The sequence below is a fragment of the Sinorhizobium americanum genome, from assembly GCF_001651855.1.
Classification (GTDB): Bacteria; Pseudomonadota; Alphaproteobacteria; order Rhizobiales; family Rhizobiaceae; genus Sinorhizobium; species Sinorhizobium americanum.
Map to the genome: position 1 here is coordinate 179895 of NZ_LNQC01000081.1, position 26203 is coordinate 206097.

General features: G+C 63.7%; 29 protein-coding genes and 1 tRNA gene. 16 read left to right on the plus strand and 14 right to left on the minus strand.

Going from position 1 to position 26203, the window contains the following annotated elements; all coding sequences use genetic code 11:
* The first annotated feature begins 8 nt into the window (after positions 1 to 8).
* On the plus strand, positions 9 to 323 hold the full coding sequence (locus tag ATC00_RS29325) for an antibiotic biosynthesis monooxygenase family protein (RefSeq protein ID WP_037387594.1): 315 nt from the start codon (positions 9 to 11) through the stop codon (positions 321 to 323).
* A gap of 6 nt (positions 324 to 329) precedes the next feature.
* On the opposite strand, the gene ATC00_RS29330 is transcribed toward ATC00_RS29325, so the two are convergent.
* Both ATC00_RS29330 and ATC00_RS29335 read right to left on the minus strand, forming a co-directional pair.
* On the minus strand, positions 330 to 698 hold the full coding sequence (locus ATC00_RS29330) for a DUF423 domain-containing protein (protein ID WP_037387592.1): 369 nt from the start codon (positions 696 to 698) through the stop codon (positions 330 to 332).
* Between the two features lie 7 nt (positions 699 to 705).
* A complete protein-coding gene (locus ATC00_RS29335; RefSeq protein ID WP_037387943.1) occupies positions 706 to 1098 on the minus strand; it encodes a globin domain-containing protein in 393 nt (130 codons plus the stop codon).
* 136 nt (positions 1099 to 1234) lie between these two features.
* Between ATC00_RS29335 and ATC00_RS29340 the strand changes: the two genes are divergently transcribed.
* Both ATC00_RS29340 and ATC00_RS29345 read left to right on the plus strand, forming a co-directional pair.
* Positions 1235 to 1795: a TetR/AcrR family transcriptional regulator gene (locus tag ATC00_RS29340; RefSeq protein WP_037387590.1), complete on the plus strand. Its 561-nt coding sequence runs from the start codon at positions 1235 to 1237 to the stop codon at positions 1793 to 1795.
* 65 nt (positions 1796 to 1860) lie between these two features.
* Positions 1861 to 2190, plus strand: a complete 330-nt coding sequence (locus ATC00_RS29345; protein ID WP_064255359.1) for a DMT family transporter — start codon at positions 1861 to 1863, stop codon at positions 2188 to 2190.
* 36 nt (positions 2191 to 2226) lie between these two features.
* Here the strand turns inward: ATC00_RS29345 and ATC00_RS29350 are convergent, their stop codons facing one another.
* Entirely contained in the window at positions 2227 to 3450 is a 1224-nt protein-coding gene (locus ATC00_RS29350) for an alpha/beta hydrolase (RefSeq protein WP_037387941.1), read from the minus strand.
* A gap of 85 nt (positions 3451 to 3535) precedes the next feature.
* Positions 3536 to 3775: a hypothetical protein gene (locus tag ATC00_RS32420; protein ID WP_132073654.1), complete on the minus strand. Its 240-nt coding sequence runs from the start codon at positions 3773 to 3775 to the stop codon at positions 3536 to 3538.
* 34 nt (positions 3776 to 3809) lie between these two features.
* Here ATC00_RS32420 and ATC00_RS29355 point away from each other — a divergent pair, with 34 nt between their 5' ends.
* Genes ATC00_RS29355 through ATC00_RS29380 form a run of 6 tightly spaced genes read left to right on the plus strand, consistent with a single transcriptional unit; the run spans position 3810 to position 10149 of the window.
* Positions 3810 to 4865, plus strand: a complete 1056-nt coding sequence (locus ATC00_RS29355; protein ID WP_064255360.1) for a dipeptidase — start codon at positions 3810 to 3812, stop codon at positions 4863 to 4865.
* A 47-nt stretch (positions 4866 to 4912) separates the two neighbouring features.
* On the plus strand, positions 4913 to 6553 hold the full coding sequence (locus tag ATC00_RS29360) for an ABC transporter substrate-binding protein (protein WP_037387584.1): 1641 nt from the start codon (positions 4913 to 4915) through the stop codon (positions 6551 to 6553).
* Between the two features lie 41 nt (positions 6554 to 6594).
* The gene (locus ATC00_RS29365) at positions 6595 to 7638 is read left to right on the plus strand and encodes an ABC transporter permease (protein WP_037387582.1); all 1044 of its coding nucleotides are present in this window, start codon (positions 6595 to 6597) and stop codon (positions 7636 to 7638) included.
* Entirely contained in the window at positions 7635 to 8567 is a 933-nt protein-coding gene (locus ATC00_RS29370; protein ID WP_037387580.1) for an ABC transporter permease, read from the plus strand. The genes ATC00_RS29365 and ATC00_RS29370 overlap by 4 nt, the downstream gene beginning before the upstream one ends.
* A complete protein-coding gene (locus tag ATC00_RS29375) occupies positions 8564 to 9397 on the plus strand; it encodes an ABC transporter ATP-binding protein (RefSeq protein WP_064255361.1) in 834 nt (277 codons plus the stop codon). Before ATC00_RS29370 ends, ATC00_RS29375 begins: the two co-directional genes overlap by 4 nt.
* Positions 9394 to 10149: an ABC transporter ATP-binding protein gene (locus ATC00_RS29380; RefSeq protein WP_037387575.1), complete on the plus strand. Its 756-nt coding sequence runs from the start codon at positions 9394 to 9396 to the stop codon at positions 10147 to 10149. Before ATC00_RS29375 ends, ATC00_RS29380 begins: the two co-directional genes overlap by 4 nt.
* A 119-nt stretch (positions 10150 to 10268) precedes the next feature.
* Here ATC00_RS29380 and rfbC read toward each other — a convergent pair whose 3' ends face one another.
* Positions 10269 to 10802 (minus strand): dTDP-4-dehydrorhamnose 3,5-epimerase, encoded by a 534-nt coding sequence (rfbC, locus tag ATC00_RS29385; RefSeq protein ID WP_037387573.1) that lies wholly within the window; start codon positions 10800 to 10802, stop codon positions 10269 to 10271.
* Between the two features lie 106 nt (positions 10803 to 10908).
* On the opposite strand from rfbC, the gene ATC00_RS29390 reads away from it, so the two are divergent.
* The 3 genes from ATC00_RS29390 to ATC00_RS29400 are packed head-to-tail and all read left to right on the plus strand — an operon-like array spanning position 10909 to position 13018.
* Positions 10909 to 11397 carry an acyltransferase gene (locus tag ATC00_RS29390; RefSeq protein WP_037387571.1) on the plus strand — a complete coding sequence of 163 codons (489 nt, stop codon included), beginning with the start codon at positions 10909 to 10911 and terminating at the stop codon, positions 11395 to 11397.
* Entirely contained in the window at positions 11397 to 12227 is an 831-nt protein-coding gene (locus ATC00_RS29395) for an NAD-dependent epimerase/dehydratase family protein (protein ID WP_037387569.1), read from the plus strand. Before ATC00_RS29390 ends, ATC00_RS29395 begins: the two co-directional genes overlap by 1 nt.
* A gap of 14 nt (positions 12228 to 12241) precedes the next feature.
* Entirely contained in the window at positions 12242 to 13018 is a 777-nt protein-coding gene (locus tag ATC00_RS29400) for a cephalosporin hydroxylase family protein (RefSeq protein WP_037387567.1), read from the plus strand.
* Between the two features lie 98 nt (positions 13019 to 13116).
* Here ATC00_RS29400 and ATC00_RS29405 read toward each other — a convergent pair whose 3' ends face one another.
* Genes ATC00_RS29405 through rfbF form a run of 3 tightly spaced genes read right to left on the minus strand, consistent with a single transcriptional unit; the run spans position 13117 to position 16183 of the window.
* Positions 13117 to 14349, minus strand: a complete 1233-nt coding sequence (locus tag ATC00_RS29405; RefSeq protein ID WP_082912614.1) for a class I SAM-dependent methyltransferase — start codon at positions 14347 to 14349, stop codon at positions 13117 to 13119.
* Positions 14349 to 15419 carry a CDP-glucose 4,6-dehydratase gene (rfbG, locus tag ATC00_RS29410; protein ID WP_064255362.1) on the minus strand — a complete coding sequence of 357 codons (1071 nt, stop codon included), beginning with the start codon at positions 15417 to 15419 and terminating at the stop codon, positions 14349 to 14351. The genes ATC00_RS29405 and rfbG overlap by 1 nt, the downstream gene beginning before the upstream one ends.
* Positions 15416 to 16183, minus strand: coding sequence for a glucose-1-phosphate cytidylyltransferase (gene rfbF, locus ATC00_RS29415; RefSeq protein ID WP_064255363.1), 768 nt, complete (start codon positions 16181 to 16183; stop codon positions 15416 to 15418). Before rfbF ends, rfbG begins: the two co-directional genes overlap by 4 nt.
* Positions 16184 to 16414: 231 nt before the next feature.
* Here rfbF and ATC00_RS29420 point away from each other — a divergent pair, with 231 nt between their 5' ends.
* From ATC00_RS29420 to ATC00_RS29435, 4 genes are all read left to right on the plus strand, one after another.
* Positions 16415 to 17854: an FAD-binding oxidoreductase gene (locus tag ATC00_RS29420; protein WP_064255364.1), complete on the plus strand. Its 1440-nt coding sequence runs from the start codon at positions 16415 to 16417 to the stop codon at positions 17852 to 17854.
* Between the two features lie 32 nt (positions 17855 to 17886).
* Complete coding sequence (locus ATC00_RS29425; protein WP_064255365.1) at positions 17887 to 19308, plus strand: pyridoxal phosphate-dependent decarboxylase family protein; 1422 nt, start codon at positions 17887 to 17889, stop codon at positions 19306 to 19308.
* A 199-nt stretch (positions 19309 to 19507) separates the two neighbouring features.
* Positions 19508 to 19951 (plus strand): EF-hand domain-containing protein, encoded by a 444-nt coding sequence (locus ATC00_RS29430; protein ID WP_064255366.1) that lies wholly within the window; start codon positions 19508 to 19510, stop codon positions 19949 to 19951.
* Between the two features lie 69 nt (positions 19952 to 20020).
* The gene (locus ATC00_RS29435) at positions 20021 to 20380 is read left to right on the plus strand and encodes a DUF488 domain-containing protein (protein ID WP_064255367.1); all 360 of its coding nucleotides are present in this window, start codon (positions 20021 to 20023) and stop codon (positions 20378 to 20380) included.
* 54 nt (positions 20381 to 20434) lie between these two features.
* On the opposite strand, the gene ATC00_RS29440 is transcribed toward ATC00_RS29435, so the two are convergent.
* The 6 genes from ATC00_RS29440 to xylF all read right to left on the minus strand — a co-directional run bounded on the left by ATC00_RS29440 (position 20435) and on the right by xylF (position 26119).
* Positions 20435 to 20809 carry an antibiotic biosynthesis monooxygenase gene (locus tag ATC00_RS29440; protein ID WP_412458442.1) on the minus strand — a complete coding sequence of 125 codons (375 nt, stop codon included), beginning with the start codon at positions 20807 to 20809 and terminating at the stop codon, positions 20435 to 20437.
* Between the two features lie 99 nt (positions 20810 to 20908).
* Entirely contained in the window at positions 20909 to 21991 is a 1083-nt protein-coding gene (locus ATC00_RS29445) for a hypothetical protein (protein WP_064255368.1), read from the minus strand.
* Between the two features lie 435 nt (positions 21992 to 22426).
* Positions 22427 to 22503, minus strand: a tRNA-Arg gene (locus ATC00_RS29450).
* Positions 22504 to 22814: 311 nt separating this feature from the next.
* Positions 22815 to 23600 carry an ATP-binding cassette domain-containing protein gene (locus ATC00_RS29455; protein WP_064255369.1) on the minus strand — a complete coding sequence of 262 codons (786 nt, stop codon included), beginning with the start codon at positions 23598 to 23600 and terminating at the stop codon, positions 22815 to 22817.
* A 15-nt stretch (positions 23601 to 23615) separates the two neighbouring features.
* Complete coding sequence (locus tag ATC00_RS29460; protein ID WP_064255370.1) at positions 23616 to 24929, minus strand: sugar ABC transporter permease; 1314 nt, start codon at positions 24927 to 24929, stop codon at positions 23616 to 23618.
* A gap of 149 nt (positions 24930 to 25078) precedes the next feature.
* On the minus strand, positions 25079 to 26119 hold the full coding sequence (xylF, locus tag ATC00_RS29465; RefSeq protein WP_064255371.1) for a D-xylose ABC transporter substrate-binding protein: 1041 nt from the start codon (positions 26117 to 26119) through the stop codon (positions 25079 to 25081).
* Positions 26120 to 26203 lie beyond the last annotated feature (84 nt).

Here is a 26203-nt window from a genome sequence, read left to right on the forward strand (position 1 = left end):
GTAACCCCATGTTTGTCGCCATGAACCGTTTCCACGTCGCTATCGGTCAGGAAGAGGCGTTCGAGGGCGTCTGGAAGGCAAGGGATTCAAGCCTTTCGGACATGCCTGGCTTCATCGACTTCCATCTGCTGCGCGGCGAGAGCGTGCCGGAAGAGGGCTACACGCCGTTCATTTCGAAATCGAATTGGGAAAGCAGGGACGCCTTCGTCGCCTGGACGAAATCCGAAAACTTCCGGGCCGCGCACCGCAACGCCGCCGACAATCGGGCCATGTATCTAGGGCCGCCGAAGTTCGAAGGCTATACGATTGTCGAGGGCGCCTGAGCGTCTCTAGTCGGCTTTGCGAGGCAACAGCGCCCCGAGCGCCACCGCGAGCCATCCGGCGATCATCGTCACGCCGCCGAGCGGCGCCGACATCGGGAAGAGGCCGTGGCCGGTGAAATGGCGCATGGTGAGATCGGCGGCAAAGAGGGCTGTGCCGAGCGCGAGCAACAGCGCGGCGATTGTTGCTGTTCGGAAGTGTGACCATCCGGCATGGAGCGCGACGAGCGCCGGCGCATGGGCGAGGCACATGGCAGAGGCGCCGCCGAGGAGCCGCGGATCCGTTCCGTGCGAGGCGGCTGCAGCGGCGGCGACCCCGAAGACGCCCATCAAGCCGGCGATGAAAAGCACGCTCCCACGCATTCCGCGGTTCGGCATTTGACGCTCATTCCTTGTTCTGCATGTGATGGGCGAGCCGGGTGATCGGTTCGAGGATGATGTCCCGGAGCTGCGGGTGCGGCACCGTTTCCTCGAGGGCGCGGGTGAAGCAGAGCAGCCACTCGTCGCGTTCGGCCGGACCGATTTCGGCGACGAAATGCCGCCGGCGCAGCATCGGATGGCCGCGCTTCTCGACATAGATCGGCGGCCCGCCGAGCCAGCCGGTCAGATACTCGTAAAACTTTTCCTCGCTGCCGGAGAGGTCCGGCGGATGCACAGCGCGGCAGCGAGCCGCCTCCGGCAGGCTATCCATCAGCGCGTAGAACCGACGCGTCAGGGCGCGAACCGCGGCATCGCCGCCGATCGCCTCATAGAGCGTTGTGGTTTTTGTTTCCGTCATGTGCTTGTCCTTGATCGACTTCGTATCGCGGCGTCGCGCCGGGGACAACGTCCACCCGTGTGTTGCGGCGTTTCATCGCGCGTCGCCTCCGCTCCTTGGACTTGACAAAACCGTCCAGACGGTATCTTTTTGAAGCATGACGAACGCCTATCAGAGAAAAAAGCAGCCGGAGCGGGTTCGCCAGCAATTGTTGGATGTCGCCGCGCGGCTGTCGTTTGAGCAGGGGATCGCCGCCGTGACGCTCGATAAAGTGTCTCAGGCGGCAGGCGTCAGCAAGGGCGGGCTGCTGCACCACTTCCCCAACAAACTCGCCTTGCTGGACGGCCTGTTCGACGAGCTGGTGGCGCGTTTCGACCGGGCGATCGCGGCGGCCATGGCCGATGATCCGGTGGAACGGGGCCGCTTTACCCGCGCCTACCTCACCGTCTGTTTTGCGTTGGATGCGGAGGAGGAAGGCAAGGGCTGGCAGGTGCTGACGATCGCGCTGCTGGCGGAGCCGCATCTCAAGGCGCGCTGGCGGGAATGGGTGGAGAGACGGTCGGCCGAGTTCGACGCGACGGACGGCTCGCCGGATTGTCTTCTTGCCCGCTTCGCCGCTGACGGCGTCTGGCTGGCGGACCTCCTGGAGAACCATGCCATCGATGCATCCACGCGCGCCGTGCTGCTCCAGAAGCTCAAGGCGCTTTCGTTGCAGTGAGGCCGCCCGCAACGGGCCAACCATATTTTGCGCCAATCGATCGGAGACGTGCCGTGAACCCCGCAATGCTCTACACCGTCCTGGTGATCGCCATTATCTTCGAAGTGCTCGGCACTTCAGCCATGCAGGCGGCGCAGCATTTCACGCGGCTGGCGCCGACCGTGCTGATGGTGGTCTGCTATGCCGTCGCCTTCTTCTTCCTGTCCTATACGCTGCGCTATATTCCCGTCGGGATCGCCTATGCGCTGTGGAGCGGCCTCGGCATCGTGCTGATTTCGGCGGTCGGCTACGTCACCTTTGGCCAGAAGCTCGATCCGGCGGCGATTCTCGGCCTGGCGCTGATTATCGCCGGCGTGCTGGTGCTCAATCTCTTCTCGAAGTCGACCTTTCACTGAGGCCGTTGCCGTCGCTTCGGGGTAGCGCTTCGCGTCTTACGGCGTGACAGTCGAACCAACGGTGTTCCCCACCGATTGACCGAAACGGCGGAGCTGCGCGTCATAATTTCGACGAGTGCGCGGATCGAAGATCATGATCGGCGTCGAGACGGCGACGCTTGCCGCGCTGCCGACGGTCTGGGCAGTGCCGAGGGCAACTGCGCCCATCCGTTCGCCGAGACCGACATCCGAATCCGTCACGGTCTGCCCGGCGATCAAGCGGTTGCCGAGCAGCTGCACGACCTCGGGGCTCTCGGCGAACTTGCCGTGGTTGAGCTTGTCGCCGCCTTTGAGCGCCGTCAGGTCGATCACCGTGATCCCCGCCCGCTCGAGTTGGCTGCGATAGGGTTCCGCCGCAGGATCGATCTGCCCGAGCCGGTCGATATTGCCGGAAATCCGCCGCGAGATGGTCAGTGCCCGGTCGTCACGGGAGACGAAGAGCGTGAATTTCGGCCGCGACTTGCCCATGGCCTGCATCTGCTTTTTGAAGACATCGACGTCGAGATCGGGCGAGGCGAGGATGACGTCGGTGATCTTCGAGGGCACGCGGCCGTCGCGGATTGCCATCTGCCGGAGTGCCTCGACAGTGAGCCACGATCCCATGGAATGGGCCATCACCGTGATCTCGCCAACGGACGGATTCTGCACGGCGCGATGCAGCAGCTCTTCGAGCGCATCGCGCGAATAGTTGGTGCTTTCCTTGTCGTAATTGTAGTCGAAGATGCTGGCGCGCGACGGCCAGGTGAAGATGACCGGCGCGACATCGGCGCCGGAATCGTGGACGATCTGGGCGTAGCGGTAGACGGCGTCCTCGAAGCGGTTGTTGAAGCCGTGGACGAAGATCAGCACACGTCGGTTTTTTGGTAGATGCCCGTGGAGCCAGGCCTGCGTCTCCTGCCCGGCCTCCAGCGGTTTGACGCTGACGGTGGAGAAATCGCGGGTCGGATCGGCCGGCAATCTCTTCGGCCATTGGACCTGGCCAACCTTGCGGTTCTTCTCCGGGGGAACCGAGACGACGATTTCGGTCAGCGAAAGCTCCGGGGCGCGTTCGCCGGTGAAGAGGATGCCCGGATCATCCGACTGGGCGCGGGTGGTTGCCACGAGCAGGTCCACTTGCGAGGCCCCGGCTGCGGTGCCGGAGGGAGCAAGAACGCCGACCGGGCGCCCGCCACAGCCGGCAAGGCAGAGCATCAGCCCCAGGAAGAGCAGGACGCGGTTCATCCGCGCAGCCAGGTTTGCATCAGCGATCGACGGCACCCTGAGCCCCCTCATGAGCACAACTCGCACCGGCCGTCATGACCGGCGACTATCGGACAGCGTCCCCTTCTTCATCGAACCAATGGCAGATTTTTGTTTGTCGCGACACCCCGCCCGACATTTTTCTGATCGCCCCGACTTGCCACCGCTCGGTTCCATTGCGGCGTTCATGCAAGTTTTCGCTACAAAGCGCGGGCAGGAAATCCCCCGGATATTCATTGAAATGGCGGATGTCTTTCAATAGCATCGAGCCTATCCTGACCGGGTGCGGCGATAGCGGATGATCCATCCGATCTCCCTGAAATACCAAAGGAATAGAGGGAATGCAGGCGGTTTTCGACGGCCATAACGATGTGCTTTTGCGCCTCTGGCAGCACGCGCGCGGCGGGAGCGACCCGGTAGCCGAATTCATCGAAGGAACCGACAAGGGCCACATCGACGTGCCGCGTGCCCGGGCCGGGGGCCTCGCCGGCGGCCTATGCGCCATCTACATTCCATCGGGCGATCTGGTGCTCAGAACCCCCGACAGGAACGGCCACTATGTGACGCCGATGTCCGTGCCGCTCGACCGAATGCCGTCGCTCGCAACGGCGATCGAGCTTGCCGACGTCGCCATGAGACTCGACCGCGCGGGCGCCTGGCGGCTCTGCCGCTCGACCGCCGAGATCCGCAAGGCAATGGCAGACGGCATCTTTGCGGCCGTCCTGCATATGGAAGGCTGCGAGGCGATCGGGCCGGATCTCGCCGCACTCGAGACCTTCCATGCGGCCGGCTTGCGGTCGCTCGGACCGGTCTGGAGCCGCCACAATGTCTTCGGCCATGGCGTGCCCTTCGCCTATCCCTCGTCGCCGGACACGGGGCCGGGTCTCACGGAGGCTGGGTTTGAGCTCATACGGTCCTGCAACCGGCTCGGCATCCTGGTCGATCTCGCCCATATCACCGAGAAAGGTTTCTGGGACGTGGCGGAGACCACCGATCAGCCGCTCGTCGCCAGCCATTCCAATGCCCACGCGCTGACGCCGGTCGCCCGCAACCTGACCGATAGGCAGTTGGATGCCATCCGCGAGAGCCGCGGCCTGGTCGGCCTCAACTATGCGACGACCATGCTGCGCGCCGACGGGCAGGAAAATGCGGCCACGCCGCTTTCCGACATGGTGCGCCACATCGACTATATGGTGGAGCGTGTCGGTATCGATTGCGTCGCGCTCGGATCGGACTTCGACGGCGCGACGATACCCGAGGAAATCGCCGATGCTGCAGGCAATCAGAAGCTCGTTGCCGCGCTCAAGAGCGCCGGATATGGTGACCGCGAGCTCGAAAAAATATGCCGCGAGAACTGGCTGAGAGTTCTGGGGCAGGCGTGGCACGAGGCTGCCTGAACCCATGAAGAAGAGCCCGCAAAGGGCTAGATAGAGGGAAGCGCAAAATGATGCATAAGCTCAATGGACGTCTTCGACTTCTGACTGCTTCCGCGGCGCTCGCGCTCGCGCTGGGTGCCGCCCTGCCGGCATTTGCCGAAACGCCGAAGGACACGCTGGTCGAGGGCTTCGCCTTCGATGACATTATCACCATGGATCCGGGCGAAGCCTTCGAGCTTTCGACCGCGGAAGTGACCAGCAACACCTACAGCCTGCTCGTCCGTCTCGACCTCAACGATACGTCCAAGGTCGTCGGCGACCTCGCAGAAAGCTGGACCGTTTCCGATGACGGCCTCACTTACACGTTCAAGCTGAAGCAGGGCATGAAGTTTGCTTCGGGGAATCCGATCACCGCCGAGGATGTCGCCTATTCCTTCGAGCGGGCCGTCAAGCTCGACAAGAGCCCGGCCTTCATCCTCACCCAGTTCGGCCTCAGCGGAGACAACGTCACGGAAAAGGCCAAGGCGGCGGATGAGCATACCTTCGTCTTCACCGTCGACCAGCCCTACGCACCGAGCTTCGTCTTGAACTGCCTGACTGCGACCGTCGCCTCGGTCGTCGACAAGAAGCTGGTGCTCGAACACGTCAAGTCCGTCGAACCGACCAAGGACTACAAATACGACAACGATTTCGGCAATGAATGGCTGAAAACCGGCTACGGGGGCTCGGGCCCCTTCAAACTGCGCGAATGGCGGGCCAACGAAGTGGTCGTGCTGGAGCGTAACGACAATTACTACGGCGAGCCGGCCAAGCTCGCCCGGGTCATCTACCGGCACATGAAGGAAAGCTCCGGCCAGCGGCTGGCGCTCGAGGCCGGCGATATCGACGTTGCCCGCAACCTGGAGCCGGGCGACTACGAGGCGGTCGGGAAGAATGCCGATTTGGCGACGACCAGCGCGCCAAAGGGCACGGTCTGGTACATCAGCCTCAACCAGAAGAACGAGAATCTCGCAAAGCCCGAGGTCCGGGAGGCTTTCAAATATCTGGTCGACTACGATGCGATCGGCGCCACGCTGATCAAGGGGATCGGCGAGATCCACCAGAGCTTCCTGCCGAAGGACGTGCTCGGTGCGCTGAACGAGAATCCCTACACGTTCGACGTCGCCAAAGCGAAGGAACTGCTGGCCAAAGCCGGCTATACGGACGGCTTCACCGTCACTATGGACGTGCGCAACACTCAGCCGGCGACCGGCATTGCCGAATCCTTCCAGCAGACGCTGGGGCAGGCCGGCGTGAAGCTCGAAATCATCCCGGGCGACGGTAAGCAGACGTTGACGAAATACCGCGCCCGCAATCACGACATGTATATCGGCCAGTGGGGCATGGATTATTTCGACCCGCATTCGAATGCCGATACGTTCACCAACAATCCGGACAATTCCGACGCGGGTACGAACAAGACGCTCGCTTGGCGCAATGCCTGGGACGTTCCGGAACTGAGCAAGAAGACCAAGGAAGCACTCCTCGAGCGCGACAGCGCCAAGCGTGCGGAGATCTACAAGGAACTGCAGAAGAGCGTTCTCGACGACAGCCCCTTCGTAATCATCTTCCAGCAGACGGAGGTCGCCGGTCTTCGGGGTAACTTGAAGGGCTTCAAGCTCGGTCCGAGCTTCGACACCAACTACGTCTGGAACGTCTCCAAGGAATAGTCGAGAGGACCATTCCCTTGAGCATGAGCGATACAGTGCGAATGAGCGGGCGCCGGCGCGCCCGTTCCCGCAAGGCCGTTGCCACGGTGCTGCAGTTTCTCGTCGTCGTGGCGACCACCTATCTCGGTCTTCTTGCCGTCACCTTCTTCATCGGCCGCGTCATCCCGATCGACCCGGCTCTGGCTGTTCTCGGCGACCGGGCGCCGCAGCACCTGGTCGAACGGACCCGCGAGGCGATGGGGCTCAACCTGCCCCTCTACCAGCAGTTCCTTCTTTACTGCCGACAGGCGCTTTCGGGCGATTTCGGCGTGTCGGTGCTGACGACCAACCCGGTGATGACTGACATCCGCCGCGTCTTCCCGGCGACGATCGAGCTTGCGACGCTTGGGACGCTGATCGGCGCTCTAATCGGTGTTCCTCTTGGTGTCCTTGCCGCGGTCAAGCGCGGCAGCATTGCCGACCAGATCGTCCGCGTCATCGGCCTTGTTGGCTATTCCGTGCCAATCTTCTGGCTGGCGCTGCTCGCACTCCTCGTCTTTTACGCGCGGCTGAAATGGGTCGCCTATCCCGGCCGTATCGACGTCGTCTACGAATATACGTTCTCGCCGATCACCGGCCTCTATCTCGTCGATGCGCTCTGGCAGCGGCAATGGGATGTGCTGCGCGACGTCTTCCGGCACATCATCCTGCCGGCCTCGCTGCTCGGCTATTTCTCGCTCGCTTATATCAGCCGGATGACCCGCAGCTTTATGCTGAACGAGCTGCAGCAGGAGTACATTGTCGCGGCTCGGGCCAAGGGGCTTTCCGAGGCACGGATCATCTGGGGCCATGCGCTGCGCAATGCCGCCGTGCCCCTCGTCACGGTGATCGCGCTTTCCTATGCCAGCCTGCTCGAGGGGTCGGTGCTGACCGAGACCGTCTTCGCCTGGCCGGGGCTCGGCCTCTACATCACCAATTCGCTGCAGAATGCCGACATGAACGCCGTTCTCGGCGGAACGATCATCATCGGTTCGGTCTTCATCGGCATCAATCTCCTGTCCGATCTGCTTTACCGGACGCTTGACCCGAGGACGCGCGCCCGATGAGCCTTGCCACGCAAACTCGCCCGTTGACGCGCCGCGAATGGCTGCTTTCCGATCGGCCGCAGTCGCGGCTGCAGGCGCGCCTCGGCCGTGCCTACATGACCTGGCGCCGGTTTTCGGCGAACCGTCTCGCGGTGGTCGGCCTGCTCATTCTCCTGGGCCTCTGCATCGTCGCCGCCTTCGCCGATCTTCTCGCGCCGCATTCGCCGGTCATCGGCAATCTCGCCGGCGCGCGGCTGCTGCCGCCCGGCAGCGAGGGCTATCTGCTCGGCACCGACGACCAGGGCAGGGACATCCTGTCGCGGCTGATCTACGGTTCGCGGCTGACGCTCGCCGTCGTCGTGCTCGTCGCGATCATCGCCGCACCGGTCGGCCTGGTCGTCGGCGCCGCGGCCGGCTATGCCGGCGGCTGGATCGATGCGGTGCTGATGCGCATCACCGACATCTTCCTCGCCTTTCCGAAGCTCGTCCTGGCGCTCGCCTTCGTCGCAGCGCTTGGGCCCGGCATCGAAAACGCCGTCATCGCCATCGCGATCACCTCCTGGCCCCCCTATGCGCGAATTGCCCGTGCCGAGACGCTGACGCTGCGCAATTCCGACTATATCGCCGCCGTCCGGCTGATGGGCGCCTCGCCGACGCGCATCGTCTTGCGTCACGTGATGCCTATGTGCATGTCGTCGCTGATCGTCCGCGTAACCCTCGACATGGCCGGCATCATCCTGACGGCGGCGGGCCTCGGCTTCCTTGGCCTCGGCGCCCAGCCGCCGCTTCCCGAATGGGGTGCGATGATCGCTTCCGGCCGCCGCTTCATCCTCGACCAGTGGTGGGTCGCCACCATGCCGGGCATCGCCATCCTCGTCGTCAGCCTCGGCTTCAACCTTCTCGGCGACGGCCTGCGCGACGCGCTCGATCCGCGGGAGAGCGGCCAATGAGCGCCTTGCTGACAGTCGAAGACCTTCGCGTTCGGTTCCCGACCCGCACCGGTGTCGTCGAGGCGGTGCGCGGCGTCTCCTTCACGCTCGGACGCGAACGCCTCGGCATCGTCGGCGAGAGCGGCTCCGGCAAATCGCAGACGGGCAGGGCGATCATGGGCCTTACGCCGCCGCATGCGGAAGTCACGGCGAAGCGGCTCGCCTTCGACGGTATCGACCTCCTCTCGGCGCCGCCGAAGCTCAGGCGCGATCTTCGCGGCAAGCGCATCGCCATGATCCTGCAGGATCCGAAATACTCGCTGAACCCGGTGATGAGCATCGGCCGGCAGATCGTCGAGACGCTGCAACGCCATGAGAAGATTGGCCGCGCCGAAGCGCGCAAGCGGGCACTCGACATGTTGGCGGCGGTGCAGATCCGCGATCCCGCCCGCGTTTTCGACCTTTATCCGCACGAGGTCTCGGGCGGCATGGGCCAGCGGGCGATGATCGCCATGATGCTCGTCGCCGGGCCGGAACTGCTGATTGCCGACGAGCCGACCTCGGCGCTTGACGTGACCGTGCAGCTCGAAGTGCTGTCGATTCTCGACAGGCTGGTAGCCGAGCGCGGCATGGGACTGATCTTCGTCTCGCACGATCTGAGGCTGGTCTCGTCGTTCTGCGACCGGGTGCTCGTCATGTATGCCGGCAAGATCGTCGAGGAGATCGCCGCATCGGAGCTCGGCAACGCCAAGCATCCCTATACCCAGGGACTTTTGAACTGCATGCCGGTTATCGGTGCCGGCCGCCATCCCTTGCCGGTTCTCGACCGCAAGCCGGAGTGGGCGCTATGACCGCGGCCGTCTCCCTCGAAGGCCTCAGCGTCGTCTATGACGATTTCCGCGCGCTCGACACCGCCAGCGTCGACGTGGAGGCCGGCGAATCCTTCGGGCTTGTCGGCGAGTCCGGCTCGGGAAAGTCGACGCTGCTGAGGGCAATCGCCGGGCTCGCGCCGGTCAGCGCAGGCACCATCCGGGTCGAGGGGCGCGAGCTTCGCGGCGCGCGCCGCGACAAGGCGTTCTACCGCGCCGTCCAGATGGTCTTTCAGGACCCCTACGGTTCGCTGCATCCGCGCCAGACCATCGACCGGCAGCTGGTGGAGCCGTTGGCGATCCACGGCATCGGTGACGGCGAACGCCGCATCCTGAAGGCGCTCGACGAAGTGGGCCTCGGCTCCGGCTTCCGCTTCCGCTATCCGCATCAGCTTTCCGGCGGCCAGCGCCAGCGCGTGGCCATCGCCCGGGCTCTGATCCTCGAGCCTTCGATCCTGCTGCTCGACGAGCCGACCTCGGCGCTTGATGCGTCGGTCCAGGCCGAGGTGTTGAACCTGCTCGAACAGGTGCGCCGCGACCGCAAGCTGACCTTCCTCATGGTCAGCCACGATCTCGGCGTCGTCACCCATATGTGCGAGCGGCTAGCGGTGATGCAGGGCGGCCGCGTGGTCGAGCGGCTGACGTCCACGGACCTCGTCGCGGGCCGCATTGCCGAGGACTACACACGCAATCTGATGGTGGCGAGCAAGGGATTTCGGCGGAAGAGCGCGTAAGGCTTCTAGGTGGAGGACACAGGTCTCGTGAAGCGACGTCTCCGAGTTGCGGAGGCCAGCACCCTTGTGGGGGAGATGCCCGGCAGGGCAGAGGGAGGTATCCACACCCGCCTTCCCGATTAGAGCAAAGCGAAACCTCGATCGCGCTCCGACATTTGCGTCACCTCGAGCGGCCAGGCGATGGTGAGCCGTGGATCGAGCGGGTTGAGCCCGCCTTCGGCGCCGGGGGCGTAGGGCTTATCGTGCAGATAGAGAAGTTCGCAGTCTTCGGTCAGCGTCTGGAAGCCATGCGCGAAGCCGCTTGGGATCATCATCGAGCGGGCGTTTTCGGCACTCAGGATTTCGCCATGCCATTTGAGATAGGTCGGCGAATCCGGCCTGATGTCGACAGCCACGTCGAAGACGGCGCCGGAAAGGCAGGAGACGAATTTCGTCTCGTCGTGCGGCGCCCGCTGAAAATGCATGCCACGGATCGCCCCCTTGATGCGCGTCAAAGTGTGGTTGATCTGCGCGACGGAACCGTCCGCACCGAAATCGCGCAGCTCGTCTCGGCAAAAGAAGCGCGAGAAGAAGCCGCGTTCGTCACCTGCCTGCTTGCGCTCGATGACCATCAGGTCCGGCAAAGGGGTCTGGATGCGGTTGAAGCGCGACATGATGTTCCTCGGGAGGTGGTGCTTTTCCGAACCGCTTCTTGCACGATCTAGCGTTGACGCGGCAAGCGGTAACTGGAAAAGAGTGCCGAACGACATTGGAGCCACCATGATCGACGTGCACCCGACGGCCAGGATCAGTCCGCTGAGCGACATCGAGGATTCCATCCGCGCGACGCGGATCGTCGTCGGCGAGGAGTCGGTCATCGACAGCTTCGTCAAGATCAAGCCGGCCGGCGGCTCGGGCGACCTGACGATCGGCCGCTTCTGTTACGTCAATAGCGGCTGCGTCTTCTACACGGGCAACGGCATCCGGGTCGCCGACAACGTGCTGATCGCCGCCAATTGCACCTTTGCCCCGGTCAATCACGCCTTCAAGGACAGGGATCGCCTGATCCGCGAACAGGGATTCCAGCCGAGCCGGGGCGGCATCACCGTCGAGGAGGATGTCTGGATCGGCGCGAATTCGGTGATCCTCGACGGCGCCATCCTCAGGAAAGGCTGCGTCATCGCCGCCGGCTCGATCGTGCGCGGCGAGGTCGGCGCCTACACGATCTGCGGCGGCAATCCGCTGCGCCGGCTCGGCGAGAGGTCGTGATGTTCACGGTTCTCGGCGGTTCCGGCTTCATCGGGCGCAACCTGGTCCGCCGGCTGCACGCGCTCGGACACGTCGTCGATGTCCCCGCCCGTGCCGATTTGCCTCTCGCCAACCGGAATCTCGGCCATGTCATCTATGCCATCGGCCTGACCGCCGACTTTCGTACCCGGCCGTTCGACACGATCGAGGCGCATGTGTCGCTCGCGGCCGACGTCTTGCGCCACAACGCGTTTTCCTCCTTTCTCTATCTTTCCTCGACGCGGGTTTATGCAAACGGCCAGGATACGCGCGAGACTGCCCATCTTTCGGCGTCCCCGCTCAATCCCTCGGACCTCTACAATCTGTCGAAACTGACGGGGGAGGCGATCTGCCTTGCCTCCGGGCGCGAGAACGTGCGGGTGGCCCGGCTGTCGAATGTCGTCGGCCCCGATGAGGCACAGGCGGATACGTTCCTGGGCGCGCTCTGCCGAGAGGCGAAGGCGGGCCATATCCAGCTCCAGACGGCGCTCGATTCCGGCAAGGACTATATCTGGATCGACGATGCCGTCGATCTGTTGCTCCGCATCGCTGAGCAGGGGCGTCACACGGTCTACAACGTGGCGAGCGGCGGGCAGACCAGCCACGCGGACTGGTGCGTGGCAATTCAGTCCCGCACGGGGTGCAACGTTGCCGTCAACGACGAGGCGCCGGCCGTTTCTCTTGCGCCGATCTCCAATGAACGGGTGAAAGAGGAATTCGCTTTTGCCGCCACACCTGTGCTAGAGCGCATCTCTGAAATCCTGGGCATGAGCGGATCGGGCCCCGATACCGATCCGCGGCCTTCCACATGAAGACAGGACCTGACATGGACCCTATCGAACAATTTCGCTCCGAACGGGTGGCGACGATCGAAAGCTATGGCCGCGACGGCGATTTCCAGGCGCTCTCCGATCAGTGGCGCGAAGCCACCATGGCCAAGCGCTATGTCTATAATTTCGACTGGCTCGGCCGTCCGATCATCCAGTATCCGCAGGATATCATGGCGATGCAGGAACTGATCTGGGCGACGCGTCCCGATCTGGTCATCGAAACCGGGATCGCCCATGGCGGCTCGTTGATCCTCAGCGCCTCGCTGCTTGCCATGCTCGACATGTGCGATGCGATCGAAACGGGCGTTTCGTTCGACCCCAGCCAATCCAAGCGCAAGGTGATCGGCATCGACATCGACATTCGCGCCCACAATCGCGAGGCGATCGAAAGCCACCCGATGGCGAGCCGCATTCAGATGTTCGAAGGTTCGGCCATCGACCCCGAGATCGTCGCACAGGTGCGCGAGGCGTCGGCTGGCTACAAGCGCGTCATGGTCTGCCTCGATTCCATGCATACCCACGCGCATGTGCTTGCTGAGCTCGAGGCCTATGCGCCCCTGGTGACGCCCGGCTGCTACTGCGTCGTGTTCGACACGCTGGTCGAGGACCTGCCGGCCGGCTTCTTCAGCGACCGTCCCTGGGATGTCGGCGACAACCCGAAGACCGCGGTGCATGAGTATCTGCAAACCCATCCGGAGTTCGAGATCGACAGGTCCGTTCAGAACAAGCTGATGGTCACGGTTGCCCCGGACGGGTTCCTGAAGCGGCTATAACCGTGCAGCGACGGGATCACCACAGCAATTGAAGAGGGGGCCGTTCGCGACAGCGACGGCCCCTTTTGCTTTCGGCCCCGCTGCCCCGAGCCGCCGGGTCAAATCACCCGCACTTCCGGAATGGCGACGACGAAGCGGCCGCCCCAGCTGCGAATATAGGCATGGGCATCGACGATCTCGTCGGTCAGGTTCCAAGGCAGGATGACCACGTAGTCGGGTTTCGCCGCCTCGAGCCTGGCCGGTTCGTAGATCGGAATATGGCTGCCCGGCGAGAGCTTGCCCTGTTTCAGGTCGTTGCGGTCGACGATGAAGTCGATATCGGCCGAGGTCACGCCGCAGACATTGAGGAAGGTATTGCCCTTGGCGGCCGCGCCATAGGCTGCCACGCGCTTGCCCTCGCTCTTCGCCTTTTCCAGAAATGCCCGAAAGCCCTCGCAGACGGCGGCGATCCGTTTGCCGAAAGCCACGTAGGCCTCCATATCCGCAAGGCCGGCCTTGGCCTCGTCCGCCCGCACCTTCGCAAGCCCCTCGGTCGCAGCCCGTGTGCCGGTTGCCGGCTGGGCGAAGACGCGCAGCGAGCCTCCGTGGGTCGGCAATTCCTCGACGTCGAAAACCTTGAGGTCGTTGGCCTCGAATATGCGTTCGACGGCCACGAGCGAGAGATAGGAATAGTGCTCGTGATAGATCGTGTCGAACTGGATGCCCTCGATCAGGCGCAAGAGATGCGGGAACTCGAAGGTTGCGACACCATCCGGCTTCAGGAGGATCGCGAAGCCGCCGACGAAATCGGCGATATCCGGCACATGGGCAAGAACATTGTTGGCGGCCGTCAGGTCGGCGCGGATGCCGCGGCCGACGAGTTCGTTGGCGGTGTCGCGGCCGAAAAAGGCGACATGGGTCGGCACGTTGCGGCTTTCGGCGATCTTGGCTGCATTGCCGGCCGGCTCGACGCCGAGCACGGGGATCCCGTTGGCGGCGAAATATTGCAGCAGATAACCGTCATTCGAGGCGACCTCGACGGCTCGCGACGTGCCGTCAAGACCGAAGCGTTCGGTCATCTTTTCGGCATAGCGCCTGGCGTGGTCGAGCCAGCTCGTCGAAAAAGACGAGAGATAGTGATAGTCGGCATTGAAGATTTCGTCCGCCGGCACCGTTTCGGTGGTCTGGACGAGCAGACATTCCGAACAGACCATCACCTTCAAGGGGAAGGCTTTTTCCCGCGCGATCGCTTCCTCGCTCGGCTCCAGAAACGAGTTCGACCAGGGTGTGACGCCGAGGTCGGCGACAACGGTTTCAAGCGGGCTCGAGCAGAAGCGGCAGGAGTGAGACATCAGCGGCCTTTCGTGAATGCGTCGATCTGATCAAGCGTCAGCGGCAGTGCGGCTTTGCCCTGGCGCCAGCCGTCGTACCAGCGGGCGGTCCATTCGATCGCCTGCCGCTGGGTAAACCGGGCGCGCCAGCCGAGGCTTTCGCCGGCAAGCGCCGGGTCGAGGCCGAGCGTCTGCATCTCGCGGGGTTGCTTTTGCGACGAGACGTCGTCCCATTCGGGTTTGAGCCCCATGGCCGCCTGGATGGCGTTCGCCACATCGCGCACGGGGATCTGCAGTTCGGCGGGCGAGGGGCCGAAGTTCAGGGCATCGACCGCGCTCGCGCCATTATAGATCGCTTCGGCGAAGAGGAAGTAACCGTTCAGGCAATCAAGTACGTGCTGCCAGGGGCGCGTCGCGAGCGGGCTGCGGATATTGAGCCTGGTGCCGGAAAGGGCGGCTCGGACGATGTCAGGCACCAGCCGGTCGGCGGAAAAATCGCCGCCGCCGATCACGTTGCCGCCACGGGCCGTCGCGATGCGGATGCCACGCTCTTGGAGAAAGGCGCTGCGCCAGGTCGCCACCGCGACCTCGCAGGCCGCCTTGGAGCCGGAATAGGGATCGTGGCCGCCAAGGGTGTCGGTTTCCCGAAAGTGCCTGCCGCTCTCGTCATTGCGATAGACCTTGTCGGTGGTGACGACGAGGACCGCCTTCACCGAGGGAACCGCACGCGCCGCCTGGAGCAGCCGGATGGTGCCCATGACATTGACGTCGAAGGTCTCGGCGGGCGTCGCATAGCTCTCGCGCACCAGCGGCTGCGCCGCCATGTGCAGGATGATCTCCGGCTCGCTCTTGCGCGTGACGGTGGCAAGCGCCTCGCCGTCGCGGACGTCGCCGAACTGCCCGTGCGGTAGCCCGTCCGCATGGAGAAGCGCATGCAGCGACGGCTCGGAAGCGGGCGGCAGGGCGTAGCCGGTGACCTCGGCACCCAACTTCCTCAGCCACAGGCTCGCCCAGCTGCCCTTGAAGCCGGTGTGGCCGGTCAGCAGGACGCGCTTTCCTTTCCAGAAATCCGGATCGGGCAGGCGGCTCATGACCAGAGCTTCCAGGGGGCGCGGTTCTGCTGCCAGAGCTCCTCGAGCTGGTTCTTGTCGCGCAGCGTGTCCATGGGGCGCCAGAAGCCGTCATGCGGGAAGGCCATCAGCTGCCCGTCGCGTGCCAATCCCTCGAGCGGCGCGCTCTCGAACGCCACGTGATCGCCGTCGATGCGGTCGAGCACGGAGCGATTGAGCACGAAAAAGCCGCCATTGATGCGGCCATTGTCGCCGGCCGGCTTTTCAATGAAGCTCTGCACCTTGCCGGAGTCGATCGCCAGCGCGCCGTAACGCCCCGGTGGCACGACGCTGGTGACGGTTGCCTCGCGGCCATGCCGAAGGTGGAAATCGGTGAGCGCCCGGATGTCGATGTCGGCGACCCCGTCGCCATAGGTGAGGCAGAACGTGTCGCCGAGATATTCGCCGACGCGCTTCAGGCGCCCGCCGGTCATCGATTCCGCCCCGGTGTCCACGAGCGTCACCCGCCAGGGCTCGGCCTTGCTCGAATGGTAGATCGTCTCGCCCGTCGCCATGTCGAAGGTGACGTCGGACAAGTGCAGGATGTAATTGGAGAAATACTCCTTGATCATGTAGCCGCGGTAGCCGAGGCAGATCACGAAATCGGTAAAGCCGTAATGGCTGTAGATCTTCATGATGTGCCAGAGGATCGGCCGACCGCCGATCTCGATCATCGGCTTCGGCCTCAGGTGGCTTTCCTCGGAGATGCGGGTGCCGTATCCGCCGGCGAGAATGACGACCTTCATGCCCTAACCTGCCTCTACCCAATCTGCCGCCCTTATGGCCGGCGTTCCGGCGGTTCATTGGAGCATTTTCAGCCCGATTGCAACAATTGCGGTGCTTGTCCCGGGTTCGCCGGCGCTGCCGCTAATCCGAAATGAGTATACCGCCTGGCGGGAGGCGTCGCTTGCCGGGTGCCCGGCAAAGGCGCAGAATGCCGCGCGCTGGGGCATGGTTCATCGAGGGAGGATCGAATCATGAACGATATGAGCCTCACCAATCTCGAAGCAGGCAAGACAACGATCGGCGCCGCGGCCGTCGAGGCGCTTGCCGGGCGGCTGCGCGGCCGGGTGCTGGATGCGCGCGATCCGGCCTATGACGAGGCGCGCACCGTCTGGAACGCGATGATCGACCGCAGGCCGGGCCTCATCGTGCAGGCGGCCGGCGCCTCCGACGTCATCAATGCGGTTCGTTTCGCGGCGGAGAACCAGTTGCTCGTCGCGGTGCGCGGCGGCGGACACAATATCGCCGGCAATGCGGTCTGCGACGGCGGCCTGATGATCGACGTCTCGCCTATGAAATCGGTGCGCGTCGACCAGACGACGAAGCGGGCCTGGGTCGAGCCCGGCGCGACGCTTGCCGACGTCGACAAGGAAACCCAGGCCTTCCGCCTGGTGCTGCCGACCGGCATCAACTCGACCACCGGCATCGCCGGCCTGACGCTCGGGGGGGGCTTCGGCTGGACCACGCGCAAATTCGGATTGACGATCGACAATCTCGTTTCGGTCGATGTGGTGACCGCAAATGGCGAGCTGCTGCGCGCCAGCCAGACGGAACACCGCGATCTCTTCTGGGCATTGCGGGGAGGCGGCGGCAATTTCGGCGTCGTCACAGCTTTTGAATTCGCGCTCAACGAACTTGGCCCGGACGTTGTCGCGGGGCTGGTCGTGCATCCCTTCGCCGATGCCGAAAACGTCCTCAGGCAGTATCGGCAGGCCCTGGAAAACGCTCCGGAAGAGCTCACCTGCTGGGTGGTGATGCGGCAGGCGCCGCCGCTGCCCTTCCTGCCCGAGGAATGGCATGGGAAGGAGATCCTCGCGCTGGCGATGTGCTATTGCGGCGATCCCGAAGCAGGCGAGAAGCCGACCGCGGAGTTGCGTTCCATCGGCGAGCCGATCGCCGATGTCGTCGGTCCCGTTTCCTTCGTCGCCTGGCAGCAGGCCTTCGATCCGCTGCTGGCGCCCGGCGCCCGCAACTACTGGAAGAGCCATGATTTCATGGAGCTTTCGGATCAAACGATCGGCATCCTCACGGATGCGATCCGCCAATTGCCGGGACCGGAATGCGAGGTCTTCATCGCTCATATTGGCGGCGCCGCCGGCCGGGTTGCGGTGGAGGAGACGGCCTTTCCACAGCGCAATTCGCATTTCATCATGAATGTCCATGCCCGCTGGCGCGAACCCTCAATGGATCAAGCCTGCATCGCGTGGGCACGCCGGCTCTTCGAAGCCGCCAAGCCTCATGCGGCCGGCACGGCCTATATCAACTTCATGCCGGAGGATGAGGGCGACCGGGTCGAGGCGGCCTATGGCGGCAACTACCGGCGGCTCGTCGAGGTCAAGCGCCGCTACGACCCGCAGAACCTGTTCCGGATGAACCAGAACGTGCGGCCGAGCGAACTGGCCGGCGCAGCATGACCAAGGGTCACGCAAGCTGATGGAGAAACCGCATGGAGGACGGATCTGTCCGTGACCTTTTCCGCCGCGCGGCAGATCACGCCGCGCGGTTTCGCGAGACGATCTCCGATCGCCGGCAAGGACCTGAGGTCTCCTATCACGGCTCGCTGGACGCCTTCCGCGAGGCGGTTCCGGAGGAGGGGACAGCCGGCGCCGATGTGATCGATACGCTTGCCGCCAAGGCGGAGCCCGGGCTTCACGTCATGACCGGCCCGCGCTTCTTCGGCTGGGTGATCGGCGGCTCGCATCCGGTCGGGGTGGCGGCAGACTGGTTGACCAGCGCCTGGGGCCAGAATGCCGCCAATCATTATGCGTCTCCGGCAGCCGCTGCGGCGGAAACGGTCGCCGCGGGCTGGCTGCTCGAACTCCTGGAGCTGCCGCGGACATGTTCCGTCGGCTTCGTCACCGGGGCGACGGTGGCGAATTTCGTCTGCCTTGCAGCGGCGCGCGGCGAGGTCTTGCGGCGCGTCGGCTGGGACGCCGAGGCGCGAGGCCTTTTCGGGGCACCGCCGCCCACGGTGCTGATCGGCGACGACGCCCATGCGACTGTCTTCTCCGCACTCCAGTTTCTCGGCCTTGGAAACGACCGCGTCATTCGCCTGAAGACCGACGCATTGGGCCGCATCGGCGTATCGGAATTCGAAGAACAGACGGCCAAGATCTCCGGCCCCTCGATCGTCATCCTGCAGGCCGGGCAGATCAACACCGGCGCCTTCGACGATTTCGCCGCTCTCATTCCCGTCGCCCGTCGCATCGGCGCCTGGGTCCATGTCGACGGCGCCTTCGGGCTCTGGGCCCGCGCCTGTCCGCCGAAACGGGTGCTCGCCGCAGCAGCCGATGAAGCCGACTCCTGGGCGACGGACGGTCACAAATGGCTGCAGACGCCCTATGATTGCGGCTACGCCATCATCCGGGACGAGGAGGCGCATCGCCGGGCCATGACGATCGCGGCGAGCTATCTGCCGCCGAGCCATGAAGGCGAGCGCGACCCGAGCCATTTCGTGCCGGAACTGTCGCGCCGCGCACGCGGCTTTGCCACCTGGGCGATGATCAGGCATCTCGGCCGAAAGGGCATTGCCGCCATGGTCGAGCGCCATTGCCGGGTTGCCGGCCGGATGGCGGCGCGGTTGAGCCTCGAAGACGGCATCGCCGTCCTGAACGAGATCGTGCTCAACCAGTTCATGGTCCGCTTCGGCGCGGGACGACCGGACGAGGAGGCCGACCGGCTCACGCAGAAGACGGTCGAGAGGCTGCAGGCCGACGGCGTCTGCTTCGCCGGCGGCGCCAGCTGGCGCGGACGAAAGGTGATGCGTGTCTCGGTCATCTCGTGGCTGACTGACGACAGCGCCGCAGACACGGCCGCCGATGCCATCATCGCTGCCTGGCGGGCTGTCAGCGAACCGGCGGGTTCGTGACCAGGGGGTATACGAATCCGCATTCCACCGGCCCGCGGCGTCGAACGCATCGTGACGGTAGCGGGAACCTCACAGCCGCGCCTGTGGTTATCAGCTTCTGGAGCGGGTGCAGGACGACCGCGGCGCGCGGCCGTGCCGAGGCCGGCCAAGCTGCTTCACCCGGCCAGTTTGACTTGATCGAACGGGAGGAGGAATTCCCATGTCAACGATGAGACTGCCAATCGCGGCCGCCCTTGCCGCGCTGATGATCGTCAGCCCTTCGGGCTTCGCCGCCGCGCAGACGCCCGCACCGCCTCCGCCGGCCGCGCAAACGCCCGACCAGGAAACACCCAACCAGGATCAGGGCACCCAGGATCAGGACGCCCAGGCGGATCGCCCGGACATGCAGCGCGACGACGGTTGGCGCGACGGCAGGCGCGGCGAGCGCATGCGCGACCGGATGCGGCACGGCAACCGGATGCGGGCCGGAATGATGCACCGGCAGATGATGAAAATCATGTTCGCCATCACCGATGCGGACAATGACGGCGCGCTTTCCTTCGAGGAGATCAGCACCATCCACAAACGCATCTTCGACAAGGTGGACGTCAACCGCGACGGCAAGGCGACGCCCGAGGAAATCCAGACCTACTTCCACAACTAGCGACCGTCCGCTACGCTCTCTCTTGTTGCAGGGCCGGCCCTCACCGGCCCCAAGATGTTGCGAGGGCGGATGACGTCATTCAGGTTGAAGCGCGTCTACGCGGCGCCGGAAGCGTCGGATGGCACGCGCATCCTCGTCGACCGCCTCTGGCCGCGCGGCATCGCCAAGGACAAGGCGCGGATCGACCTCTGGCTGAAGGACATCGCGCCCAGCGACGCGCTACGCGAGCGCTTCCATGGCAAGCCGGAGGACTGGGAGGCGTTTTGCGAAGCCTATGCCCAGGAACTCGAAGAGGAGGCGGCGCAGGCGGCGGTGAAAGAGCTGCGCGATCTGCTCAAGCAAGGGCCGGTGACGCTGCTCTATGCGGCGCGCGACGAGAACCACAACAATGCGGTGGCGCTGAAGGCGTGGCTGGAGGAGAACCAGTGAGGGGCTTGGCGCCTCCGAGCCGACGCGCGCCGATCGGTTCTGACCCGCGAACACCTATTTCAACGAAAGGACCACCGGTCCCGCGACCGGGTCGGTCACGCCCAACCCGCCGCCCAGGTCCTCGAGCGACTCGCGGAAGCTGTCGAGCGTGGCGATCATCTGTGGCCGACTGGCGGCCAGCGCCTCCATGCTCTCCCATTCGACGATGATGCAGAAGCGCCCCTCGCCGGTCTTCACGATGTTGGCGTGCCGCATGCCTTCCCAGCTCGCGGCGATGTTTCGGTGCGCATCGAGGAAGGTGTCCTCCATGCCGGGCTTAACCTTGAAACGAACGACGTTGAATGCGGTCATGATTGCCTCAGGTGAGTGGATGATAATGATTGCGATGGGGCCGGCGTGTGCGGCAAAAGAAGGGCGATGAAGCAGCATCCACGGATCGGCGCCGGTGCCTCCGCCAGAATAGCCTGCCCGAGGAGCAAGAGAAGATGGAAATCGAGGCGGCCGACCTCGGCGAGCACTCGCTCAGGTTTACCAGCCTTCGAAGAGTGATGGTTCTGCCCGTGATCCAGTCGCAGACGAGTGGTCTCCCAAAATAGCATTTATCGCATCAGGGGGCAGAGGCGTCGCGAGGTTTGTCCCATTGAACTCAAGCACGCGTAAGACGCGTCGCTGCTTTGCCTTGCCATCAACGACGCGATAGGCCCATTGGACTTTGAGGCTATCCCAAACTTCTACCTGAAGGTTTTTCATCTTAACGAGTCGCCAAAACTCAGCATCCTCAATGACAAAGTAGCAGTCGCGTCGGCTGGCATCTTTGCCCTTCCACTGGCGAGTTCGTTGATCCTCCTGAACCCAATTCGGCGACGTAACATTGATACTTTCGATGGCAACTATCCATTCTGGCGGGTCTTCCTCGCCCTCCTTTCGAATGGGCTTCTGCGATCGGCCGGGGAAGGAATTGCGAGGAATAGGAAATGTGTCATCCGGTGTAAAGCCGACGCGTTTGACGTCTCCATCGTTGAAACAGGCAGCATAGAAGTCGGCACGAGCGTCCAGCGCGCCCACAAGCTCTCCATCGTCCATGCCAAGCCGAACTAGTTCGTGGGTTTCTTTTTCGAGGATGGCACGCGTTACCGTTGTCAGAAACTTTTCAGCGGACCTGCACGCGAGTTCTTCGCGTGTGGGATCGGGGGGAGCCAGACGCACGTTGTTAACTTCATCTTCGGTCGGTTCTTCCGTTGCAAGACCATGTTCGATGGTCTCTCGACTAAGGCTGCCCAACTCCTTCATCCACGCTGACGTCGGCTTTCCAGTCAGCCCCTCAATGAAACCAGCAGGAGTGTCACTATCCAGAAAAACAACAACAGCAGCAGCAGTGGTCAGTAGCACCGCCAGCCTCTGTAAAAAACTGCCGCTCTCCGGCGGCAAGACTACGAGTTCGTAGTCGAGACCACCTCCAAACAAGGCTTGGTCTAGAGAATCGATAATCCGCCGCGCGCTATCTGCCGTCTGGATGAAGGTATCGAGTTTTATATGATGGTCTTCAACATCGAAGTGGATGAACAGGGGGGTCGAAGGTCTTTCAACTTCCCACGAAAAATCTTCCGGCATTAGGCCTCGGTCCTTATCATCCTCGCACACAAGTTATTCGCGACCTGCACTTTGAGCAAGTAACGACCTGATTCGTTGTTGAGTTCTTCAGAGGAAACTTCGGGAAAACCCGTTGATCTCACTGGGGTTAGTTTACCTATGCCAGCCACGGTCAAGAGCGATGACCGCAAAGATGAGATCGAGGATGGCGTGGTGATCGCTTGTCCGAGCGTCCGCTGACCACTCAGTCTGAGCGAGCGACAGACATTATAATCAAGCAATAGCGGTTTGCATTGCCGGTCGAGGTGTAACCTTTACGTTGCTTGACCTGCTAAGCAAGATCGGCATCCCCCATGTCGCCGTCTAGCTATCGATCCACGCAAGAATGTAGCGCCAAATCGTAGCGATCCGGAGGAAAGAAAAAACATGCTTAAGTTAATGAAATCTTTAGGATTATGGCGCACCCGACAGGATTCGAACCTGTGACCTTTGGAATCGGAATCCAACACTCTATCCAGCTGAGCTACGGGTGCATCCGTTGGCGGCCAGGGCCGCCGAAGCAGGCTGTGAGCGGTTCTTAGCCTAGCTTGCGTGCCGCTTCAATGGCCAATTGCAAGAGAGTGCGGGGGAAATTCGATTTCCGCGCGGAAGCTGTGGTCGCGGTGCATCGATCGGCGTGCGCTGGCCGCCCAAGAAAAAATGCCGCATCCGGGGGATGCGGCATCGAGGCGTGAGCGGATTTCTCTGGCCGGAGCGGAGTTCGGGGCCGCGGTTCGGCCTGTCGGCCGCTCAATCCTCAAGCTATACGGGCCCCAAGCCATACAGGCCCCAAACCATTCGGGCCTCAAGCCATCTGCATGGCGCCGGGGCCGGGGGTGGCTTTCGCCGGCACCTTGCCCATGATGATCATGCCGAGCACCTCGTCCTTGGTGACGTCCTCGGTGCGGGCGTGGCCGACGACCTGGCCGTTCTTCATCACCGAGACGCGGTCGGCGAGGTCGAAGACGTCGTGGATGTCGTGGCTGATCAGGAAGATGCCGATGCCCTCGCGCTTCAGCTGCTTGATGAGCTCGCCGACCTGCGCCGTCTCCTGCGGCCCAAGGGCCGCGGTCGGCTCGTCCATGATCAGGATGCGGGCGTTGAAGAGGATGGCGCGGGCGATCGCCACCGATTGCCGCTGGCCGCCGGAGAGCGCCTTCACCGGCTCCTTGAAGCGCTGGAAGTTGGGGTTGAGGCGGCCCATCACCTCACGCGCCTTCGCCTCCATCGCCACGTCGTCGAGCGTGCCCCAGGGGGTGCGCAGCTCCCGGCCGAGATAGAGATTGGCGGCAGCGTCGACATTGTCGGCGACGGCGAGCGTCTGATAAATCGTCTCGATGCCGTATTTCTTGGCGTCGCGGGGGTTGCTGATGTCGGCCGGCTCGCCGTTGATCAGGATCTCGCCTTCGTCGCGTCTATAAGCGCCGGAGAGGATCTTGATCAGCGTCGACTTGCCGGCGCCGTTGTGGCCGAGAAGGGCGACGACCTCGCCGGGATAGAGGTCGACGGAGGCGTTGTCGACCGCGTGGATGCCGCCGAAGGAGATGGAAATGTTCCTCATTTCCACGAGCGGAGTGCGTTGTTCAGTCATTGTTCGAACTCCTGATTACTTGGCGCGGGCGCGGTAGACGGTGTCGAGCCAGACGGCGGTGACGAGCACCATGCCGACGACGATCCGCTGCAGCGGGCTGTCGATGCCGAGCAGCACCATGCCCGACTGCAGCGATTGCATGACGAGCGCGCCGAGCATGGCGCCGGCGATGGTGCCCATGCCGCCGGCAAGCGAGGTGCCGCCGATAACGGCCGCGGCGATCGTGTAAAGCTCGTCAAGCTCGCCCTGCGCATTGGTGGCGGCGTTGAGGCGGGCGGTCGAGATCGCCGCGGCAACGGCACAGAGCATGCCCATCAGCGCAAAGATCCGGACGGTGACCCAGCGGGTCTTGATGCCGGCAAGCTCAGCCGCTTCCGGGTTGCCGCCGATCGCGAAGACGTAGCGGCCGAAGCGCAGCCGGGTCGAGATGAAGGTCATGATGATGCCGATCAGGATGGCGATCAGCACCGGAATGGCGATGCCATGGGCGATGAACAGGCCGCCTTCCGGCCAGGCGATGCCGTTGGCGTCGGCGTATTTGCGGGCGATGTTGACGGGCCAGCCGTAGTTATTGGCGATCGCCACGGCGCCGAGCACCAGGGCGCAGCCGACCGCCGACAGGAAATACTCGGCCCAGATAGGCCGGCGCGGAAAGCCAAAGCGTTTGCGCTGCCTGCGCGAGTGGATGATGCTGGCGACGATCGCGACGCAGGCGATGAGGCCGACGATCCAGCTCGCGGCCGCGCCGATCGAGCCCTCGGTGCCGCCGCCCATCAGGCGGAAGGTCGTATCCATCGGCGCGACGGTGCGGCCGCTCGTCACGAACCAGGTGGCGCCGCGCCAGACGAGCAGCCCGCCGAGCGTGACGATGAAGGACGGCACGTTCAGGAAGGCGATGATCATCCCGTGCAGCGCGCCGATCCCGGCGCCGAGCAACAGGCCGGCGAAGAGGGTGATGATCCACGTGGCCGGATGGTTGAAGCCGAGGAGCTGCGGCAAGAGCTCCGCCTGCAGCACGCCCATGATCATGCCGACGAAGCCGAGGATCGAGCCGACCGAGAGATCGATGTTGCGCGTGACGATGACCAGCACCATGCCGGTCGCCATGACGGCGATCGAGGCGGTCTGCACCGACAGGTTCCAGAGGTTGCGCGACGTCAGGAACAGGCCGCCGGACAGAAAATGGAAGCCGATCCAGATGATCAGCATCGCGCCGACCATGCCGAGCAGGCGCGTATCGATTTCGGTGGCGCGGAAGAAGCGCTTCACCGGGCTTTCGTCCGCGCTGCGGGCGCGATTGAAAGGTGCGGTATGTGTCGTGTCGGCCATGGCCGCCGTCCCCCACTACTTTACGTGTTTACCGGTCGCTCACGCGGCGTTGCCGCAATCATAGCATCGCGCTGGCAGAACCGTTCCGACCTCATGCAAACGCCGCAACGGAACCCGTTGCGGCGTCTTGAGGTCACTTCAAACGTCCGTCACTTGCAGGCGGCAACGGAGTCGGCAGCCACGCCCTGGCAGGCGGCATCCTTGGAGATCCAGCCGGCGTCGATGACGACGTTCAGATTGTCCTTGGTGATCGCCATCGGTGCCAGGAAGACGGACTTCATGGCGACGCCCTTCGGACCGCCGTTGAAGGTCTGGACGCCTTCGATCTCGTCCATCGTCTTGCCGCCGGCAAGCGTCGCGGCGATTTCAGCCGCCTTCTTGCCGAGCTCACGGGCATCCTTCCAGACGGAAACCGTCTGCGTGCCGAGCGCGACGCGGTTGAGCGCCGCATGGTCGCCGTCCTGGCCCGAGACCGGAACGGATCCGGCAAGGCCCTGGGCCGAAAGTGCGGCGATCGCGCCGCCGGCGGTGCCGTCGTTCGAGGCGACGACCGCGTCGACCTTGTTGTCGTTGGCGGTCAGGAACTGCTCCATGTTCTTCTGCGCGTTTTCCGGCTTCCAGCCGTCCGTGTAGGCCTCGCCGACATTCTTGACCTTGCCGGCGTCGACGGCTTCCTTCAGCACTTCCATCTGGCCGGCGAAGAGGAAGTCGGCGTTCGGATCGGAGGAGGAGCCCTTGATGAAGACGAAATTGCCTTCCGGCTTCGCCTTGAACACTTCGCGGGCCTGCATGCGGCCGACTTCCTTGTTGTCGAAGGTGATGTAGAAGGCCGCCGGGTTCTCGATCAGGCGGTCGTAGCCGACGACCGGAATGCCTTCCGCGGTGGCCTTCTCGATCGCCGGGGCGATCGCGTCGGAGTCCTGCGCCAGAACGATCAGCGCGTTGGCGCCCTGGGCGATCAGCGATTCGATGTCGGTGAGCTGCTTGGCGGCAGAGGACTGCGCGTCAGCGGAAATATACTTGTCGCCGGAGGCTTCGAGCGCTGCCTTGATGGCCGCTTCGTCGGTTTTCCAGCGCTCTTCCTGGAAGTTCGACCAGGAGACGCCGACGACTAGGTCCTTCGCGACCGCTGCGGAATGCATGGACGCGATGATGGCAGCCCCTGCCATCAGCTTCAAAATGGATTTCATTCTATCCTCCCAAGTGGCAGCGCCGCGCGCACGAACCTCCCGCACGCATCCCCGACGAGCCGTGAACTGCTGTCGCAAATAGCG

What these genes read in the sequence shown, in the direction of transcription:
- ATC00_RS29325 (WP_037387594.1), top strand. Translation starts at nt 9, where the DNA reads ATGTTTGTCGCCATGAACCGTTTCCACGTCGCTATCGGTCAGGAAGAG.
- ATC00_RS29355 (WP_064255360.1), top strand. Translation starts at nt 3,810, where the DNA reads ATGCAGGCGGTTTTCGACGGCCATAACGATGTGCTTTTGCGCCTCTGG.
- rfbF (WP_064255363.1), bottom strand. Translation starts at nt 16,183, where the DNA reads ATGAAGGTCGTCATTCTCGCCGGCGGATACGGCACCCGCATCTCCGAG.
- ATC00_RS29340 (WP_037387590.1), top strand. Translation starts at nt 1,235, where the DNA reads ATGACGAACGCCTATCAGAGAAAAAAGCAGCCGGAGCGGGTTCGCCAG.
- ATC00_RS29395 (WP_037387569.1), top strand. Translation starts at nt 11,397, where the DNA reads ATGTTCACGGTTCTCGGCGGTTCCGGCTTCATCGGGCGCAACCTGGTC.
- ATC00_RS29425 (WP_064255365.1), top strand. Translation starts at nt 17,887, where the DNA reads ATGGAGGACGGATCTGTCCGTGACCTTTTCCGCCGCGCGGCAGATCAC.
- ATC00_RS29350 (WP_037387941.1), bottom strand. Translation starts at nt 3,450, where the DNA reads ATGAACCGCGTCCTGCTCTTCCTGGGGCTGATGCTCTGCCTTGCCGGC.
- ATC00_RS29345 (WP_064255359.1), top strand. Translation starts at nt 1,861, where the DNA reads ATGCTCTACACCGTCCTGGTGATCGCCATTATCTTCGAAGTGCTCGGC.
- ATC00_RS29430 (WP_064255366.1), top strand. Translation starts at nt 19,508, where the DNA reads ATGTCAACGATGAGACTGCCAATCGCGGCCGCCCTTGCCGCGCTGATG.
- rfbC (WP_037387573.1), bottom strand. Translation starts at nt 10,802, where the DNA reads ATGTCGCGCTTCAACCGCATCCAGACCCCTTTGCCGGACCTGATGGTC.
- ATC00_RS29460 (WP_064255370.1), bottom strand. Translation starts at nt 24,929, where the DNA reads ATGGCCGACACGACACATACCGCACCTTTCAATCGCGCCCGCAGCGCG.
- ATC00_RS29380 (WP_037387575.1), top strand. Translation starts at nt 9,394, where the DNA reads ATGACCGCGGCCGTCTCCCTCGAAGGCCTCAGCGTCGTCTATGACGAT.
- ATC00_RS29400 (WP_037387567.1), top strand. Translation starts at nt 12,242, where the DNA reads ATGGACCCTATCGAACAATTTCGCTCCGAACGGGTGGCGACGATCGAA.
- ATC00_RS29445 (WP_064255368.1), bottom strand. Translation starts at nt 21,991, where the DNA reads ATGCCGGAAGATTTTTCGTGGGAAGTTGAAAGACCTTCGACCCCCCTG.
- ATC00_RS29435 (WP_064255367.1), top strand. Translation starts at nt 20,021, where the DNA reads ATGACGTCATTCAGGTTGAAGCGCGTCTACGCGGCGCCGGAAGCGTCG.
- ATC00_RS29420 (WP_064255364.1), top strand. Translation starts at nt 16,415, where the DNA reads ATGAACGATATGAGCCTCACCAATCTCGAAGCAGGCAAGACAACGATC.
- xylF (WP_064255371.1), bottom strand. Translation starts at nt 26,119, where the DNA reads ATGAAATCCATTTTGAAGCTGATGGCAGGGGCTGCCATCATCGCGTCC.
- ATC00_RS29375 (WP_064255361.1), top strand. Translation starts at nt 8,564, where the DNA reads ATGAGCGCCTTGCTGACAGTCGAAGACCTTCGCGTTCGGTTCCCGACC.
- rfbG (WP_064255362.1), bottom strand. Translation starts at nt 15,419, where the DNA reads ATGAGCCGCCTGCCCGATCCGGATTTCTGGAAAGGAAAGCGCGTCCTG.
- ATC00_RS29360 (WP_037387584.1), top strand. Translation starts at nt 4,913, where the DNA reads ATGATGCATAAGCTCAATGGACGTCTTCGACTTCTGACTGCTTCCGCG.
- ATC00_RS29455 (WP_064255369.1), bottom strand. Translation starts at nt 23,600, where the DNA reads ATGACTGAACAACGCACTCCGCTCGTGGAAATGAGGAACATTTCCATC.
- ATC00_RS29405 (WP_082912614.1), bottom strand. Translation starts at nt 14,349, where the DNA reads ATGTCTCACTCCTGCCGCTTCTGCTCGAGCCCGCTTGAAACCGTTGTC.
- ATC00_RS29365 (WP_037387582.1), top strand. Translation starts at nt 6,595, where the DNA reads ATGAGCGGGCGCCGGCGCGCCCGTTCCCGCAAGGCCGTTGCCACGGTG.
- ATC00_RS29440 (WP_412458442.1), bottom strand. Translation starts at nt 20,809, where the DNA reads ATGCTGCTTCATCGCCCTTCTTTTGCCGCACACGCCGGCCCCATCGCA.
- ATC00_RS29335 (WP_037387943.1), bottom strand. Translation starts at nt 1,098, where the DNA reads ATGACGGAAACAAAAACCACAACGCTCTATGAGGCGATCGGCGGCGAT.
- ATC00_RS29330 (WP_037387592.1), bottom strand. Translation starts at nt 698, where the DNA reads ATGCCGAACCGCGGAATGCGTGGGAGCGTGCTTTTCATCGCCGGCTTG.
- ATC00_RS32420 (WP_132073654.1), bottom strand. Translation starts at nt 3,775, where the DNA reads ATGGATCATCCGCTATCGCCGCACCCGGTCAGGATAGGCTCGATGCTA.
- ATC00_RS29370 (WP_037387580.1), top strand. Translation starts at nt 7,635, where the DNA reads ATGAGCCTTGCCACGCAAACTCGCCCGTTGACGCGCCGCGAATGGCTG.
- ATC00_RS29390 (WP_037387571.1), top strand. Translation starts at nt 10,909, where the DNA reads ATGATCGACGTGCACCCGACGGCCAGGATCAGTCCGCTGAGCGACATC.